Origin of the sequence: Pseudoalteromonas sp. GABNS16E (assembly GCF_028598715.1) — a bacterium.
Classification (GTDB): domain Bacteria; phylum Pseudomonadota; class Gammaproteobacteria; order Enterobacterales; family Alteromonadaceae; genus Pseudoalteromonas; species Pseudoalteromonas atlantica.
Window position 1 is genome coordinate 88,642 of record NZ_JAQREZ010000006.1, and the last position, 15,628, is coordinate 104,269.

The following is a 15,628-nucleotide window of genomic DNA, read 5'->3' on the forward strand; positions in this document are numbered from 1 at the left end:
TAAGCTAGAAGAATCAAAGAATAACTGAGTTACTATGGCTCGTTGTTCTAATTAGTAAGTGTAGGTTTATGTTGTAAAGCCTATATTTAAAGTAATAGTGATTACCGATAGTGAATTTTTTCCACTCAGCGTACTCTGAGTAATATGCATTTAAATTTATGGAGTTTGTATGTCAGATAAACCAGAAGCGTCAGATGTTCAAAAACGTCCGCCTAAAAACAATTTTTTATTCGCCGTTATTATTTTAATTATTTTAGTGTGTGCCGCTGCGTTCGTCCTGCTATCGCCCATTGACGAGCCAGAAACTCGCACAGAGGTAGAGCAAACACCAAAAGAACAGCCAGTGATGGAGTTAAAGCCAGAAAACGACCCTGTGGTAGATGCGCCATCAGTTAAGCCTGAAAAGCCAGCTGAGCTAAGCGTGCCTGCTCAGCGCCCAGCTGAGCCAGAGCCGGTTGTAGAGCCATTACCAACGCTTGATGAAAGCGACACCGTAGTGGTTGCCAAAATGGATGAATACCTAAGCGACTCGGTAATGAGCCTAATGGTAACCGACGATGTAATTCGCCGTGGCGTCGTATTTATAGACAATATAGCCAAAGGCAAAATTGCTAAAAAGCATACGCCAGTGGTTAAACCTGAAGAAGAATTTAGCGTAAACGAAGGAGACATTTTAACAATTGACCCTAACAGCTACGAGCGCTATACACCGTATGTAAAAGTATTTACGAGCTTGAGCGCCGCCCAAGCTGTGCGTATGTACGAGCAGTACAAGCCATTAATCAACAACGCGTACAGTGAAATTGGTTACGGCGATGATGAATTTAATCAAACGCTAGAAGATGCTATTGAGTTATTACTTGATACACCGGAGCCAGAAGGCGAGTTACCGCTACTGCGTGACTCGGTTACTTATCAGTATGCGTTTTCTGAATGGGAGCAATTACCAGCTGCACAAAAACAGCTGTTACGTATGGGCCCAGAAAACATGAAAAAAGTAAAAGCAGCACTGCGTAAAGTTAAAGCCGAGTTAGAGCGTAATTAATAGGCATTAAAGGCTGTTTTTAACCGCGATTGTATATGAAGTATGCAATCGCACTTTCTTTTTTGATTTTCCCTTGAATAACACACCAAAAGTAGAGATAATCCTTCCCGCGCCAACCAAGGCCCTCAATGGTAGTCTTATTGGTCCTCTCGCAACACTAGCAGGCGAACCTGGTCAGGCCCGGAAGGGAGCAGCCACAGTTTGTGACGTGTGTGCCGAGATGTGGCTGGTAAGACTGCCACCCAAATTCCTCATTTGGGTGAAAATACATTCCTTTTTAAATTATTCCTTAGTAATACCGTAAAATATTTAATATTTCGAGTGTCGATTTTACACTATTACCGCTCTACCTCATTTTTACATTCACACTGTTTTTATTATTGCCGTTTACTGCACTAGCAGATGAAACATTCACTATTTATGTAAAAAAATCAAATTACTTAATTAGCAACGCTAAAGCAAAACTCACATCTACTGAGCTTGGCAATAAATTGCAGTCACTCAATGTTTCAACAGTAATACTTATTGTAGATTATTGCGCAGCTCCAGAAGCGTTAGCTAATGCCTATTTAGCAATCGCAAATGCTAAGCCTATGCTTAAGGATATTAAGTTAAATTTAAGTGGCAGTCATAAAAAGAGTAAGTGTAAAAACACATAACACGCTTTTTGACAGGGGGTAATGTTTATCTGTTCCTGTTTTATTGCTGCTAGACAACCCTTGCCTTGTACGTAATAATGTAAAAATTACATTAATTTTGACATGTAAAATGTTAACAAAGTGCCCCAAGGTTGATTAATGCCGCAAAGAAGTAAGTGGACACTCGCTGTTTTATTAGGGTTATTAGGCGGGTTAGTAAATCTCTCGCCATTGTATTTTTTCGACAGCTCCGAATTTTTGTTTGGGCAATTGTTTGTTTTATGCAGCTTAGTATTTACTGGGCTGCGTTACGCGTGCCTAAGCCTTGCCATTGTTTCTGGTTTTTTACTTTATAGGTGGGGCCATTGTTGGCCGAGTATTGTGTATTTACTCGAGCTTTGTTGGCTTTATGCTTTTTGCTTACGCCGCTCTAAACCTATTCTTCCTCTGGGTAGCGTATTTTGGCTATGTATTGGTTTACCCTTTGTATGGGTTATAGGCCAATTTGTTATTGGCTTGGCCTGGTTAACGCTAATAGTAGCGATATCAAAGTACTTAATTAACGCGCTAATAAGCTTGGCGGTGGTTGATTTAGTTAGTGTATTTGTACCTTACGCTAGCCGTGCGTATCAGGGGAGGCCACTGGCAAAAATTTTAAGCTATGTGGTTAGTGTCATTATTATTTTAGTGGTATTGCTAACCAGTGTAATTTTAGTAAACGATCATCATGCGCGCTTAGAGTATGAAGTAAACGCTCAACTAAAAGAAAAAGCGGAATCTATTAGCACGCAATTAAATGATTATTTAGCATTTCATAAAAACGCCATTGTTATGAGTAGCGACGCAATAAGTGCGGGCACTGCAAGCGATGTGCAGCTCAAACGATTAATGTCGTTATTTCCAGGCTTTACAACCAGCTTGTATGCAAACCCAGATGGCTTTGTAGAGCTTAGCTCGCCCAGCGATTTAATAGAGGGGCTTAGCCTTGCGCAGCGTAGTGTTAAAGACCGAGCATATTTTACTCAAGCTCAGCAGTTCCCTCTGGGCTATACCAGTGGCGTGTTTCAAGGTCGCGGCCTAGGTAACGAAGCCATAGTGGCGCTGTCGGCACCTATATACCGTAACAATACGTTTTATGGTGTGGTAGAGGGCTCGTTAAAGTTAGACCGCTTAGAGCGCTTTATACCTAACTTATTTGAGTACACGGGCGATTTAGTGGTGCTAGATGCGCAGCAAAAAGTGGTATTTAGCTCCCTTGATGAATTTAAAATACTGAGCCATTTTAACGGTGAGGGCTTTAATACCAGTAATTTAGGTGATAAAAACCTATTTCGTTCAACCAAAAACGAGGTGTACCACAGCTCTAGGTACATTGATCCACAAAACCACTGGCAAGTTATTACCTTTTATAATCGTAAGCATTTAAGTATGTCGGTGGCAAAAGCTTGGCTACCCACTATTTTGTTAAGTGCGATATTGATGCTTATGGTGGTTATTTTTATACACCAACTTGCTAATTTATTAGTGCAGCCAATCACTAGCTTAACTACGCTAATGCAAAGCTTTGGTAAAACCAAAACACATAAGTTTAATACAGACTCAAGCTGGCATGAGGTATTGCAACTACAACAGCAATTTGAATTACTAGCTAATGCGCTGCAGCGTTCAATAGAAAACCTACAAGCCTCTAATATCAGAAACCAAGGGTTAAATACCCAGCTGAGCGAATTTAATCAGCAGCTAGAGGGCAAAGTAGCAGAGCAAACCACAGAGCTTAAAAAAGCGGTAAATAGGGCTAATTTAGCCAATGTTGCTAAGTCGCAATTTTTAGCCAATATGAGCCACGAGCTACGCACCCCTATGAACGGTATTTTAGGCATGGGAGAGGTTTTATTGCGCGATAATTCATTAACCGATGAGCAGCGGGAGCTATTAAATACGCAGCAAAAAAGCGCACAAAATTTACTGAAAATTTTAAACGATATTTTAGATTTTTCTAAAATAGAAGCTAACGCCATGGAAATTAGCCCTAGGGCGACTAACCTTGCGCCGTTTATTGCCAATATAAAGTCGTTGTTTTCTCCCATTGTAAGTTCTGATCACGTCGAGTTTATTGTTAGTCAAAGCGACAGGCTGCCAGATTGCGTAAAAGTAGACGACCTACGTTTAAACCAAGTCATTATTAACTTGCTCTCTAATGCGTATAAGTTTACCGAACGTGGTTTTGTGCGTTTATCGTTTGATTACGAAAACGAGCAACTTTTAATAAGCGTAGCCGATAGCGGCATTGGTATTGAAAAAGATCAGCAGTCGTTGTTATTTAGTGAGTTTACGCAAGCAGATGTAGGTGTGGCACGTAAGTATGGTGGCACAGGCTTAGGTTTAGCAATTAGCCAAGGGTTAATTAAAAAAATGCAGGGTGAAATTACCCTCAACAGCGAACCAGGCAAAGGCAGCGTACTTAAATTTTACGTAAGTGCACCTAAAGCACAGTCCAACAAACCAGAGCCAGTTAAACAGCCGAAGTCGTTGCCTAATTTAAGTGATAAAACACTTTTACTGGTTGAAGATAACCCCATTAACCGCCAAGTAATTGCAAAAATGCTAGAGCCTACAAAGGTAAACTTAGTGATGGCAACCGATGGCATAGAAGCGCTAAAAGTACTTGAAGGTAATCGCTTTGATTTAATTTTAATGGATTGCCAAATGCCTAATATGGATGGCTACGAGTGCACCCAAACAATACGGGCTAACGAGGTAAACACAAAGGCACATGTGCCCATTGTTGCTATTACCGCAAACGCCTATGAAGATGATAAGCAGCGCTGTTTGAGTGTAGGCATGGATGACTTTGTATCTAAACCGGTAAATACACAAGGGTTGTACGAAGTAATCGCGAGGGTGATAAACGCCCATTAGTGCAGCGTTTATCACCATAACAAACTTTAAATAAAATCAAGGGTGAGCAACAAGCGTTGCTCGTTTGCAGCCACCGGTGGCGAGCGATGTACAAGCCCTGCGCCTTCGTTTTCATCCCAGTACTCGCCTTTAAGTAGCGCAACATCGCCTTGCTGGAGTTGATTAATATTATTTAGGCTTTTAAATAAGCCAGACTCTTCATCGGGCTTACCTAAATTACCAGTTCCAAGCTTTGAGCGGTCTACATCGCTGTGATTTAACCACTGCGTTGCAACGCCTTGGTAAGTTGTCACTAATCAGCATGGAATTTTGTCTACATGAAAACGCGGGCACATAGGTTTATCTAATATTTTTAGCCTTAAACCGGCGCGTTTTAAATCAAATAGGCAGCAAAACATTTCAACTAATAATGCTATGTCTTTACACAGCGCATGAGTTTCAACGCGGTTGTTATCATCTGGTTTAAGTGCAGTAACTAACTTATCAAACGCATCATCGGGTGATACCGCAAGCTCAAGTGGTTTTATAGCATTAGTGCTAATGAGTGTATTAACGGCATTTGTTAATGCTTGTTCAAGGTCTCTTTGCCAAATAACGATGTTAGTGTTTTGGTCATAAATGTGTGGCAATACATTGGCGTTACTTTATTTAGCTGCTCTTCGGTGGAGTTGCTCAGTGGGTTTTATTTGCGCCGTTATTGGAGCTAGGGCATTCATTACACTTCCTCCCAAATAGGAAACGGGTCGTTATAGGTTTTCCAAAAATCTTTACCTTTAAGCACAGCTTCTTCTGGCAGTAGGCAGTCATCAAGCGCCTCAATCATGGCTTGTTTATTTAACGACTGACCAATAAATACAAGTTCTTGACGCATATCACCAAAGGGCTCTACCCATTTACTGTTTATATCAGCAAGTAGCTCGGGATCTGTGGGCCAGTCTTTTTTAGGAATTGCTTTATAAAACATGCCAGCAAACCCGTAATGAGCTATACCGCCGGCTTGGCTCCACTGCGCGCAAAACAAAGGGCGCGTTGCGAGCCAAAAATACCCTTTAGAGCGAATGAGCTTGCCAAATTGCTCGGTGTTGTGCAAAAAGTGATAAAACTTCTCAGGGTTAAATGGGCGGCGCGCCGTATAATTAAAGCTGCTAATACCATACTCTTCGGTCTCGGGAATGTGTTCACCACGCATTTCTTTAAGCCAACCTGGCGCTTGTTGGGCGCGTGCAAAATTAAATAAGCCCGTGTTGAGCACTTCGTTAATATTAATATTGCCGTTTGATATAGGAATCATTTTAGCTTGAGTATTAAGCGTATTTAAAATGGCAATAAGCTTATTGAGCTGTTCATTGGTGACTAAATCAGTTTTACTAATTAAAATTACATCGGCAAATTCAACTTGATCAACAAGTAGGTCGGCCACGCTTCGCTCGTCGTCTTCTCCTAACGATTCGCCAGTATCTTGTAAATCGTTTGCTTGTTCGTAGTCGGTTAAAAAGTTAACCGCATCAACCACGGTTACCATGGTATCGAGGGTGGCAACATCACCAAGAGAAACACCGTTTTCGTCGGCAAAGGTAAATGTTTCGGCAACCGGTAGAGGTTCTGAAATACCTGTTGATTCAATGACGAGATAATCAAAACGGCCATCTTTGGCAAGTTTACCCACTTCAACAAGTAAATCTTCTCGTAGTGTGCAGCAAATACAACCATTGCTCATTTCGACGAGTTTTTCGTTGCTGTGATTGAGCGATACATCGTTTTTAATTGTGGCTGCATCTATGTTTATGTCGCTCATATCGTTGACTATAACAGCCACTTTTTTTCCTTGTCGGTTATTAAGAATATGGCTAAGTACGGTTGTTTTACCTGCGCCTAAAAAGCCTGATAACACTGTGACGGGCAGTTTATTGATCATTTAATTTTACTTACTAATAGGTATTTATTGGTATGTTATATTGTATTAATTTAATTTTCTAGCACTAGCATGACTTTTTAAATGGTTTGTATGTAATGCTCAGCAGAAGAATAAGTAGACACTTTTGCAAATACAACAAAGCTATTTTGTGTTTTTTGCTATTTTTGAATTTATATAGCTGCGCTATTATGAGCGCCATCAAACTTAGGAGGCATTATGACGTTACTTTTCTCACCCATAGAACTTGCAGGTAAAACTTTAAAAAACCGTATTGTTATGCCACCAATGACTCGCTCGCGCTCAACGCAGCCTGGCGACATTGCCAATGATTTAATGGCCACTTATTATGCGCAGCGAGCAAGTGCTGGGTTAATAGTAAGCGAAGGCACACAAATAAGTGAGCTGGGTAAAGGCTATGCCTGGACACCAGGTATTTACACAAACGAGCAAGTAGCAGGTTGGCGCACAGTGACCAACAAAGTGCACGATGCTGGTGGCGTTATGTTTGCGCAGCTTTGGCATGTAGGGCGCGTAACTCACAGCGATAACACAGGCGGTGTGCAGCCTATATCAGCATCGGCCATTGCTGCAAAAGACGTAAAAGTATTTGTAGATACAAACGGCGAGCCAGGCTTTGTTGAGACTCAGTTACCGCGCGAAATGAGCAAGCAAGATATTGAAAATGTACTAGGCGAATTTCGCCAAGCAGCTAAGAATGCAGTAGACGCAGGCTTTGACGGCATAGAGCTACACGCTGCTAACGGGTATTTAATTAACCAATTTTTAGACTCGCAATCAAATGCCCGTACTGATGAACATGGCGGCAGTGTGCAAAATCGTTTGCGTTTTTTAACAGAGGTTGTAAATGCAGTAAGCGATGAAATTGGTAGTCAAAAAGTAGGTGTAAGGCTTGCACCACTTACCACGCTTAACGGCACGGTTGATGATAACCCAGAGCAAACATATTTAGCCGTTGCTCAAGAACTAAACGACGCTGGCGTGGGCTACATGCACATTGCTGAAGCCGACTGGGATGATGCCCCTTTAATGAGCGTTGAATTTAAACAGGCTATTCGTAAAGCGTACAGCGGCGTATTAATTTATGCAGGTAAGTACACTAAAGAACGTGCCGATGAAGCCCTAGCACAAGGCTGGGCCGACATGATTGGCTTTGGTCGCCCGTTTGTGTCTAACCCAGATTTACCAGCACGTTTAGAGCAAGGTAAACCGCTAAATAGCCACAACCCCGACACCTTATTTGGTGGTGCAGAGCAAGGCTATACCGATTACCCAACCGCTTAATTATTTATAAATAAAGTATTTTAAGGGCTGCATGTATGCAGCCCTTTTTTTATGCTGATAAACCAATAGCTTTAACTTGAGCTAATACCAATCAGCAAAATAGATCACTTAATTAAGCGGATTGATATAAAAATAAAAAGCGCGTAAGTTAAATAGCTTACCCATTTTAAAAACATAAAAATAAAAATGAAAACCAAAGAGATAGAGCAACTCGCGTTATCAGACTCTGAAACCAAAGACGTGATCACCCCGTATGCCTTTAAAATTGACCAAGCGTTATTAGGTATTCCATTAGCGAGCCCAATTAAACGTGCATTGGCGATGACTATTGATGTCACTTTAATATTTATGGCCGCTAAGTTAAGCGCCACTTTAATTGCCTTTGTGGCTGCCATGGCTTTTTATAAAGGCACTGCGCAGCAATATCTTCCAAAAATGTCGTCGTTTTGGCGCAGAGCCTTAAAGCTTTTTGCCGCAAGTTTTTTATTTGTAAGTTCATTAACCGTACTCTCGCTAGCGATTGATTTTTTTGATGGCGATACCGCTATACAAACACCTCAAATAGAAAAAACACAGCAAAACGATGAGCTAAGCGAGCATGATAAAGCAATAATACGCACCTATTTAACGCAAACAGACGACGATAAAAACTGTGATGATGCTTGTCAAAGCGTTGCTCGAGCTAATTTAGTTGGCCAATTACCAGCGCTTGCTGAAATGCAAAACGTAGGAGGGATTGAAGTTACGCGCACATTATTGCACTTAATGGCCATATCTGATGATGAGCCCGTTGCGGCAGATGATTTTAAAAATAATGAGACAGAGCTAGAAAGCATTTCGGGCGAAATAACTCATAAAAGCAATATCACTGAAAAAGCTGAAACTAAAAGCGAGCAAACCAAACCTGTCACCAGCATTTTGCAGTGGGGTAAAGGCATTATTCAAGACCTAGGCCTTGGTTTTGGCTGGGCGGCCGTATACTTTACGTTGTTCTCGTTATTATGGCGCGGGCAAACCCCTGGTAAAAAAGTATGTAATATTCGGGTGTCTCACTAAATGGCGAGCCACTAGGTATGCTTGATTGTTTTGGCAGATACGGCGGTTACGGCGCCGGTTTTGCCACGGGCTTATTAGGCTTTTTACAAGTGTATTGGGATCCAAACAGGCAAGCTATTCAAGATAAAATATCAGCCACGGTGGTTATTCAGGGCAGTGTGAATCAAGTTGTAAATGTGAAAACGGTAGAAGAGAATTTAAAAATTACTTAGAAAATAAGCAATTATAAAATATATAGCTTTAGATAAAAAAAGGGCTAAAATAAGGTCTTAATTTAGTTCTTTATAGGTGTTATATGAGACAGGTTTTAGCTGATTGTTCGGCAAGTATTTCAGAACTTAAAAAAAACCCAACCGCGCTTTTAAATGAAGCTGATGGCGCTGCAATAGCCATATTAAATCATAATAAACCTGCAGCTTACTTGGTGCCTGCACAAATGTATGAGCAACTTATGGAACAATTGGATGATTATGAACTAACTAAAGTTGTTGAGAGCCGCAGAGGCGATTTATCTCAAGCGGTTGAAGTTAGTATAGATGACTTATAAGTTAAAGTTTTTACCAGCAGCCTTAAAAGAGTGGGAAAAACTTGCGCCACCACTTAAAAGCCAGTTTAAAAAGAAACTTGCTGAGCGCTTAGATAATCCGCATGTCCCAGCCTCTAAATTACGCGGCTTTGATAATGTTTATAAAATAAAATTGCGTACGGCAGGGTACCGCCTTGCTTACGAAGTTATTGATGACGAAGTTGTGGTGTATGTACTCGCAATTGGTAAACGCGATAAAGATGCAATATATAAAAAGTTAGCCTCAAGAGCTAAGGAATAGCTTAGTAATAAAAGCGGTGTTTTGATTGTTGAAAGAAGGGCGCTTCTTCTTGGTTTGCTATTAATTTAATACAAGGATATGTATGAAAGTCTTATCAATAATATTTTTATATTTATTTTTTACAATAAATGTAAATGCCTCAGAGCCTATCACTTTAGCCAAAACCTATCAGCTTAAATCCGTTATTTTAGGTGAACAACGCAGTTTTAGCGTTTATTTACCGCCAAGCTACAATGAAAACCCTAATCAGTCATACCCAGTTATTTACTTGCTCGATGGTGACCTAACACATCTAAAAGCTGTCGCCGGGCTAGTCGAGGCACTTAGTACTCAGCGGCTTGAGCAGCAAATACAACAAACAATTATAGTAGCAATTCCTAATAGTCAAAATGCGATAAGAGAGCGTGACTTTACCCCAACCAATGTTGATTGGACATTTAACGGTGAGCTTCTTGAAAAGTTTGAAAATATTGGCAACGCCGCAAATTACAGTGCCTTTTTTGAAAAAGAACTTATTCCTCTCATTAATAAAAATTATCGAACATCAACTAAACGCGTATTAATAGGTGAGTCCTTCGGTGGCTTGTTTGCCAGCTATGTATTGCTTAGCAACCATGCGCTATTTACAGATTACTTAATAATTGATGCAACCTACCTGTGGGACAATAACTACCTAAACTGTTATTTTGATGAGAAACAACTTATAAATAAGCCGCTTAATGGCAATGTATATTTTACCTTTGCAAATAATGACGAAGCGTTTGGCGAAATTGGTAAAGCAAATTATCAATGGGGTGTAGCGTTTGCTAAAAAGTTAAAAGCGCACCCAAGCAATAATCTAATTATAAATCAACGTTACTTTAAAGGTGAAACTCATGGCACAGTCGCTGCGCTTAGTTGGTATTATGGGTTAAAAAGCTTATTAAAAAGGTAAACCTTAACTTATAAACTTGGTAAGAAAAAAGAGTTGCTTTGGGTATATTATTTACTAAATTCAGTGGGAAAATTAAAAGGGAATTAAATGAGTAATAATTTTAATGAGATTATAAAGGGTTTTTTTGGGGAGCAGGGTTTGTAATAGCAACTCTAGGTGGCATCAGTGTATACGCGCTCACAATAGCTGCTGAGGTGGAGAGTGGATTTAAAGAGCAGGTTTCTAATAAAACATTAGATAGCACGTCTGATTTAAGTAATGATTACAAACTTACCCTTTCTGATATTTTTAAAGAAAATGGCCGCGTAAGAATAACTGCAGAGCTAAAAAATATAACCAACGAAAGCATATATGCTGCTGGAGTAATTGCTTCTACATTTGATAAGAATGGCAAATTTGTTGGTAATTGTTTAGGTAAAAGCGATGACACATTTATAGAATCAAATAAGAGTAGCTATATTGATATTCACTGCAATCTACTAAGACCACAGGCGAGCAGAGTACACTCTGCCAAACTGAAATTTAAGTGGTTTTGATATTCTTTCTAAGGGATTTTCAGAACAAGTGAAAGTGTAGTTTATGGCAAATAAATTATTTAGTTGGCAACGTGGGCGACAAAAGTCGGGTTACGATAAAATGTTATTGTGCTACATGCTTTTCCCTTTTAAATTGGATGCATACTTAATTAAATTCCCGCAGGGCAGTGAAATAAAGCCGCATACCGATGAAGTTAAAACTGGCAGGCACTTTAGGCTTAATGTTGTATTGAAGCATGCCGCTAGGGGTGGTGAGTTTATGTGTGAAAACCCGATTATAAATTACAGTCGAATTAAACTTTTCAGGCCCGATATTGAGCGGCATCAAGTATTAAAAATAGAGCAAGGTACTCGCTATATTTTAAGCATAGGTTGGATCAAAAAGTAATTATTGTAGGTTGGGTAGAGCGAAGCGAAACCCAACAAAAAACACCTTTCTTTTTAATAGCTGTTTTTTACACAGCTACCAACCCTATTTTATTTCCTAAACCTAACCCCAAATCCACCAACTCCCAGCAACAACACAAATCCCCATACAAACACATTGCCGTACTGACTGTACACGCTGTCGCCTTGTATAAGCTTTATATCGGCTTTCATGGTCGCAGCTTCAAACTGTGGCATGGTTTGTTGTGTGTGGTTCAGTGGGTCGTATACGGCGCTTACGCCGTTGTTAGTAACGCGTACCAGTGGGCGCTGTAACTCTAAAGCGCGCATACGAGCTATTTGCATGTGTTGTAATGGCCCAATTGAATCACCAAACCACGCGTCGTTACTTACGGTAAACAGCAAGTCAGAGTCGCTTTGGTAATTACCGCGTACTAAATCGGCAAATACTATTTCGTAGCAAATCGCAGGTAGCAGGTTAAAGCCATTGGCGCGTAAGTTGTTTTGCACTCTATCGCCACGGGTAAACGATGACATAGGTAAATCAAACAATGGCGCTATAGGGCGCAATATATCCTGAAATGGTACAAATTCGCCGATAGGTAACAACTGGTGCTTACGGTAGCGGTTTTTGTCTAGGTAGCGATAATGGCCGCGCTCGTCGTTGTGCTCTTTATTACCTACCACAATAAGGGTGTTGTAAATGGTTTTGGTGTCGAGCTGGTAGTCAACAATACCGGTAACTAATGCGGTTTTATTAAACGAGGCCGCGCTGTCTAAATTGGCTAAGTACGTGTCGGCAAGGGCTTCTATTTCGGGCACGGCGGCTTCGGGCCATACCACTAGGTCGGCATCCCAATGTGGGCGTGTTAGGTCTTGGTATTTGCTCATGGTGGTCCAAAACTCACTGGGTTCAAATCGCAGGTGTTGTTTAATATTACCTTGCACCAATAAGGTCGACATTTCTTTGCCCGAGTAGTGATTATTACCGGTATTTAATGCACCAATAATAAGTAACGCTAAAGCGGCTGCGCTTATTAATGGGGTTTTAAAATCTTTTTGGGTGAGCCTGTAAATGGCAAAACCAATGGCAACACAGGTAAGCGTTAAGCCAAATTCGCCAATATAAGGGGCAAGCAGCCTAAGCGGGCCATCTGTTTGTGTATAGCCAAAACTTAGCCACGGAAAGCCAGTCAGTAAGTGTCCACGTAAATATTCACTAATGGCTATAGTGGCAATTAGAAGTGCCCCCATGCTTTTAGGGCCACTTGCAAAGCGAGTTGCAGCCCAAAACGCCAGCGCCGGAAACAGGGCTAAATATGAGCACAGTAAAGCCATTAACGAGAGCGATGCTATAAGCGGCATGCCGCCAAAGGTGGCAATAGATACATGCACCCAGCTAATACCCGCGCCAAACCAACCTAAGCCAAATATAAAGCCATATTTAGCGGCGCTTTTTGCGTGCGCTTTGCCTGTGTTGTTTGGGTTAATACAAAAAATAATGGCGGCAATGCTAAAAAATGCGATGGGCCAAATTTGGTAAGGGGCGTAGCCAAAAGTTAAAATAAGGCCCGCAACCAGTGCGAGCCATGCTTTTTTATCTTTTACTAACAGGGTGAGTTTAGTTAGTAGTTTCTTCACTGTCGTTTTCATCAACCTTAGGAACGGTGACTTGCAGTTGTAAAATACGACGGTTATCAGAATTAGTTACTTTAAACTGATAGTCGTCTATTTCAATTGTTTCGCCGCGACTTGGCATATGGCCAAATGCGTGTAGTACCGTGCCGCCAATGGTATCGGCTTCATCGGTGCTGTAACCTGTTTTAAAGTACTCGTTAAAGTCATCTACAGGGGTGAGCGCTTGTACTACGTATACATGCTTAGCAAGTTGGCGAATATCTTGTTGATCTTCTTCTTCGTCGTGTTCATCTTCGATTTCGCCGACAATTATTTCAAGAATATCTTCAATGGTTACAAGTCCCGATACACCGCCGTATTCGTCAATGACGATAGCCATGTGGTAGCGTTGCTGACGAAATTCATTTAGTAGGGTGTCTACGCGCTTGCTTTCTGGCACTACCATGGCTGGGCGTAAATATTCGCGCAGTGAGGGTAGGTGCTCATCTTTATTTAAAATAAGCGGCAGCAAGTCTTTTGCGAGCAAAATACCTTCAACGTGGTCTTTGTCTTCACACACCACCGGAAAACGCGAGTGGGTGGAGTCGACCATCATGGGGATCAAATCTTCAAGGGGGCTGTCGACCTCAAGTGTGACCATTTGTGAGCGCGGGATCATTATATCGCGAACTTTAAGCTTGGATACACCAAGCACACCTTCAATCATTTCTTTGGTTTCTGGGTCGATTACGTCACGCTCTTGCGCGTCGGCAATTACTTCAACCAGCTCTTCTCTATTCTGGGGTTCCCCTTGCAACATTTGGGCTATGCGGCCCATCCACGTTTTGCCAGAAGAACCCTGGCTAGATTGCGAGTTATCGTCGCTCATTGCGTCTAAATGCTCCGTTAATTTAAATTTCGTCCCGGTATGGGTCAGCTATGTTTAGCTCTGCAAGTAATTGCTTTTCTATGCTTTCCATCTCAAAAGCGTCTTCACTCTTTATATGGTCAAATCCAAGTAAATGCAAGCATCCATGAATAACCATATGGGCAAAGTGGTCATGAAATGACTTTTCTTGCTCGATTGCCTCGGCCAGTACAATGGCTGGGCAAATTATTAAATCACCTACTAATGGCAAATCAATGCCTGGCGGTGCTTCAAATTCGAACGACAACACGTTGGTTGGTTTATTTTTACCACGGTAGTCGTTGTTTAATTGTTGTGATTGGGCTTCATCGCTTATAACGATGCTCAGCTCCGACTCATCACGAAACTTGCTCAGGGCTTTATCGGCCCACAGTGCAAATTGTTCTTCGCTTGGGAGGTTGTCAAACTCACACGCTATTTGTAAATCTAATTCGGTGCTCACGGTATTACTCTTTAGTTGAAGGCGGCTGTTGAGCGGCAAGTTGCTCTTTGGCTTTTTGTTTTTCTATACGTTTTAGTCGCTCGCTTTCGTCATTGCGCTCGTAGGCTTCAACAATACGGCCAACAACAGGGTGGCGAACAATGTCGTGCGATTGGAAAAAGTTAAAGCTAATTTCTTCAACATCGCTAAGTACTTCTATTGCATGACGAAGGCCTGAGCGCGCACCGCGTGGTAAATCAACTTGTGTTATATCGCCCGTTATTACTGCTTTAGAGTTAAAGCCTATACGGGTTAAAAACATTTTCATTTGCTCGGCGGTGGTATTTTGGCTTTCATCTAAAATAATAAACGCATCATTTAGTGTACGGCCACGCATGTAAGCAAGTGGGGCAATTTCAATAATGTGTTTTTCAATAAGCTTTTCTACTTTTTCAAAGCCAAGCATTTCAAATAGCGCATCGTAAAGAGGGCGCAGGTATGGGTCTACCTTTTGGCTTAAATCGCCTGGTAAAAAGCCCAGTTTTTCACCTGCTTCTACCGCTGGGCGGGTAAGTAATATACGACGTATTTCTTGGCGCTCTAGGGCATCTACTGCGGCTGCAACTGCTAGGTATGTTTTACCTGTACCGGCAGGGCCAATCCCAAAGGTAATGTCGTGATGCAAAATATTAGCAACATACAAACCTTGGTTGTCGTTACGCGGTTTAATTACGCCACGGCGGGTTTTAATAAACATTTCTTTGCCGTACGCACTTTGTGGCACTTCTTGTTCTAGGGCTTTTGATTCGGTAATGGCTAAATGTACGTTGTCGGGCTCTATTTCACCAATTTCGCCACGAACAGGTTGAGTATCAACATAAAGGTTTTTTAAAATTTCTACGGCCGCGGCACTTGAGTGCAGTTTACCTGTTACTTTAAAAAAGTTGTCGCGGTGGATTATTTCAACACCTAGGCGGCGTTCAATTTGTTTGATGTTTTCGTCAAACGGGCCACATAAAGAAGAAAGGCGTTTGTTGTCGGCAGGTTCTAAATAAATCTCTAATGTTTTTAACTGATTACTCAAAATTACTTCCTATTCGGGT

General features: G+C 41.3%; 13 protein-coding genes, 1 other RNA gene and 2 pseudogenes. 10 read left to right on the forward strand and 6 right to left on the reverse strand.

The genetic code is table 11. The annotated features are described in order from the left end of the window. The first annotated feature begins 169 nt into the window (after positions 1 to 169). From PSI06_RS04330 to PSI06_RS04340, 3 genes are all read left to right on the forward strand, one after another. On the forward strand, positions 170 to 1,045 hold the full coding sequence (locus tag PSI06_RS04330; protein WP_273604985.1) for a DUF3014 domain-containing protein: 876 nt from the start codon (positions 170 to 172) through the stop codon (positions 1,043 to 1,045). A 138-nt stretch (positions 1,046 to 1,183) separates the two neighbouring features. Further along, positions 1,184 to 1,280: signal recognition particle sRNA small type (gene ffs, locus PSI06_RS04335), an RNA gene on the forward strand. 562 nt (positions 1,281 to 1,842) lie between these two features. Then, entirely contained in the window at positions 1,843 to 4,602 is a 2,760-nt protein-coding gene (locus tag PSI06_RS04340; protein ID WP_273603205.1) for a response regulator, read from the forward strand. 26 nt (positions 4,603 to 4,628) lie between these two features. Here PSI06_RS04340 and PSI06_RS04345 read toward each other — a convergent pair. Both PSI06_RS04345 and zigA read right to left on the reverse strand, forming a co-directional pair. Next, positions 4,629 to 5,231, reverse strand: a pseudogene (locus tag PSI06_RS04345) (DUF1826 domain-containing protein). Between the two features lie 86 nt (positions 5,232 to 5,317). Beyond that, on the reverse strand, positions 5,318 to 6,517 hold the full coding sequence (gene zigA / locus PSI06_RS04350; RefSeq protein WP_273603206.1) for a zinc metallochaperone GTPase ZigA: 1,200 nt from the start codon (positions 6,515 to 6,517) through the stop codon (positions 5,318 to 5,320). Between the two features lie 216 nt (positions 6,518 to 6,733). Here zigA and PSI06_RS04355 point away from each other — a divergent pair, with 216 nt between their 5' ends. The 7 genes and pseudogenes from PSI06_RS04355 to PSI06_RS04385 all read left to right on the forward strand — a co-directional run bounded on the left by PSI06_RS04355 (position 6,734) and on the right by PSI06_RS04385 (position 11,560). Continuing rightward, entirely contained in the window at positions 6,734 to 7,819 is a 1,086-nt protein-coding gene (locus PSI06_RS04355; RefSeq protein ID WP_273603207.1) for an alkene reductase, read from the forward strand. Positions 7,820 to 8,005: 186 nt separating this feature from the next. After that, positions 8,006 to 9,087, forward strand: a pseudogene (locus PSI06_RS04360) (RDD family protein). A gap of 83 nt (positions 9,088 to 9,170) precedes the next feature. Next, positions 9,171 to 9,422 (forward strand): type II toxin-antitoxin system Phd/YefM family antitoxin, encoded by a 252-nt coding sequence (locus tag PSI06_RS04365; protein ID WP_004586953.1) that lies wholly within the window; start codon positions 9,171 to 9,173, stop codon positions 9,420 to 9,422. Further along, positions 9,412 to 9,702: a type II toxin-antitoxin system RelE family toxin gene (locus PSI06_RS04370; RefSeq protein WP_064386099.1), complete on the forward strand. Its 291-nt coding sequence runs from the start codon at positions 9,412 to 9,414 to the stop codon at positions 9,700 to 9,702. The genes PSI06_RS04365 and PSI06_RS04370 overlap by 11 nt, the downstream gene beginning before the upstream one ends. Positions 9,703 to 9,784: 82 nt before the next feature. Further along, positions 9,785 to 10,636, forward strand: coding sequence for an alpha/beta hydrolase (locus tag PSI06_RS04375; protein ID WP_273603208.1), 852 nt, complete (start codon positions 9,785 to 9,787; stop codon positions 10,634 to 10,636). A 194-nt stretch (positions 10,637 to 10,830) separates the two neighbouring features. Beyond that, positions 10,831 to 11,172 (forward strand): FxLYD domain-containing protein, encoded by a 342-nt coding sequence (locus PSI06_RS04380; RefSeq protein WP_273603209.1) that lies wholly within the window; start codon positions 10,831 to 10,833, stop codon positions 11,170 to 11,172. A gap of 43 nt (positions 11,173 to 11,215) precedes the next feature. Beyond that, positions 11,216 to 11,560 (forward strand): 2OG-Fe(II) oxygenase, encoded by a 345-nt coding sequence (locus tag PSI06_RS04385; protein WP_126007659.1) that lies wholly within the window; start codon positions 11,216 to 11,218, stop codon positions 11,558 to 11,560. Positions 11,561 to 11,649: 89 nt separating this feature from the next. Here the strand turns inward: PSI06_RS04385 and lnt are convergent, their stop codons facing one another. From lnt to PSI06_RS04405, 4 genes are read right to left on the reverse strand one after another with little or no spacing between them, the layout of a single operon-like run. Then, entirely contained in the window at positions 11,650 to 13,200 is a 1,551-nt protein-coding gene (lnt, locus tag PSI06_RS04390; protein ID WP_273604986.1) for an apolipoprotein N-acyltransferase, read from the reverse strand. Beyond that, positions 13,181 to 14,065 (reverse strand): CNNM family magnesium/cobalt transport protein CorC, encoded by an 885-nt coding sequence (gene corC / locus PSI06_RS04395; protein WP_004589463.1) that lies wholly within the window; start codon positions 14,063 to 14,065, stop codon positions 13,181 to 13,183. The genes lnt and corC overlap by 20 nt, the downstream gene beginning before the upstream one ends. A 22-nt stretch (positions 14,066 to 14,087) precedes the next feature. Next, positions 14,088 to 14,546: an rRNA maturation RNase YbeY gene (ybeY, locus tag PSI06_RS04400; protein ID WP_024033864.1), complete on the reverse strand. Its 459-nt coding sequence runs from the start codon at positions 14,544 to 14,546 to the stop codon at positions 14,088 to 14,090. Between the two features lie 4 nt (positions 14,547 to 14,550). After that, complete coding sequence (locus PSI06_RS04405) at positions 14,551 to 15,609, reverse strand: PhoH family protein (RefSeq protein ID WP_055253090.1); 1,059 nt, start codon at positions 15,607 to 15,609, stop codon at positions 14,551 to 14,553. Between the last annotated feature and the right edge of the window lie 19 nt (positions 15,610 to 15,628).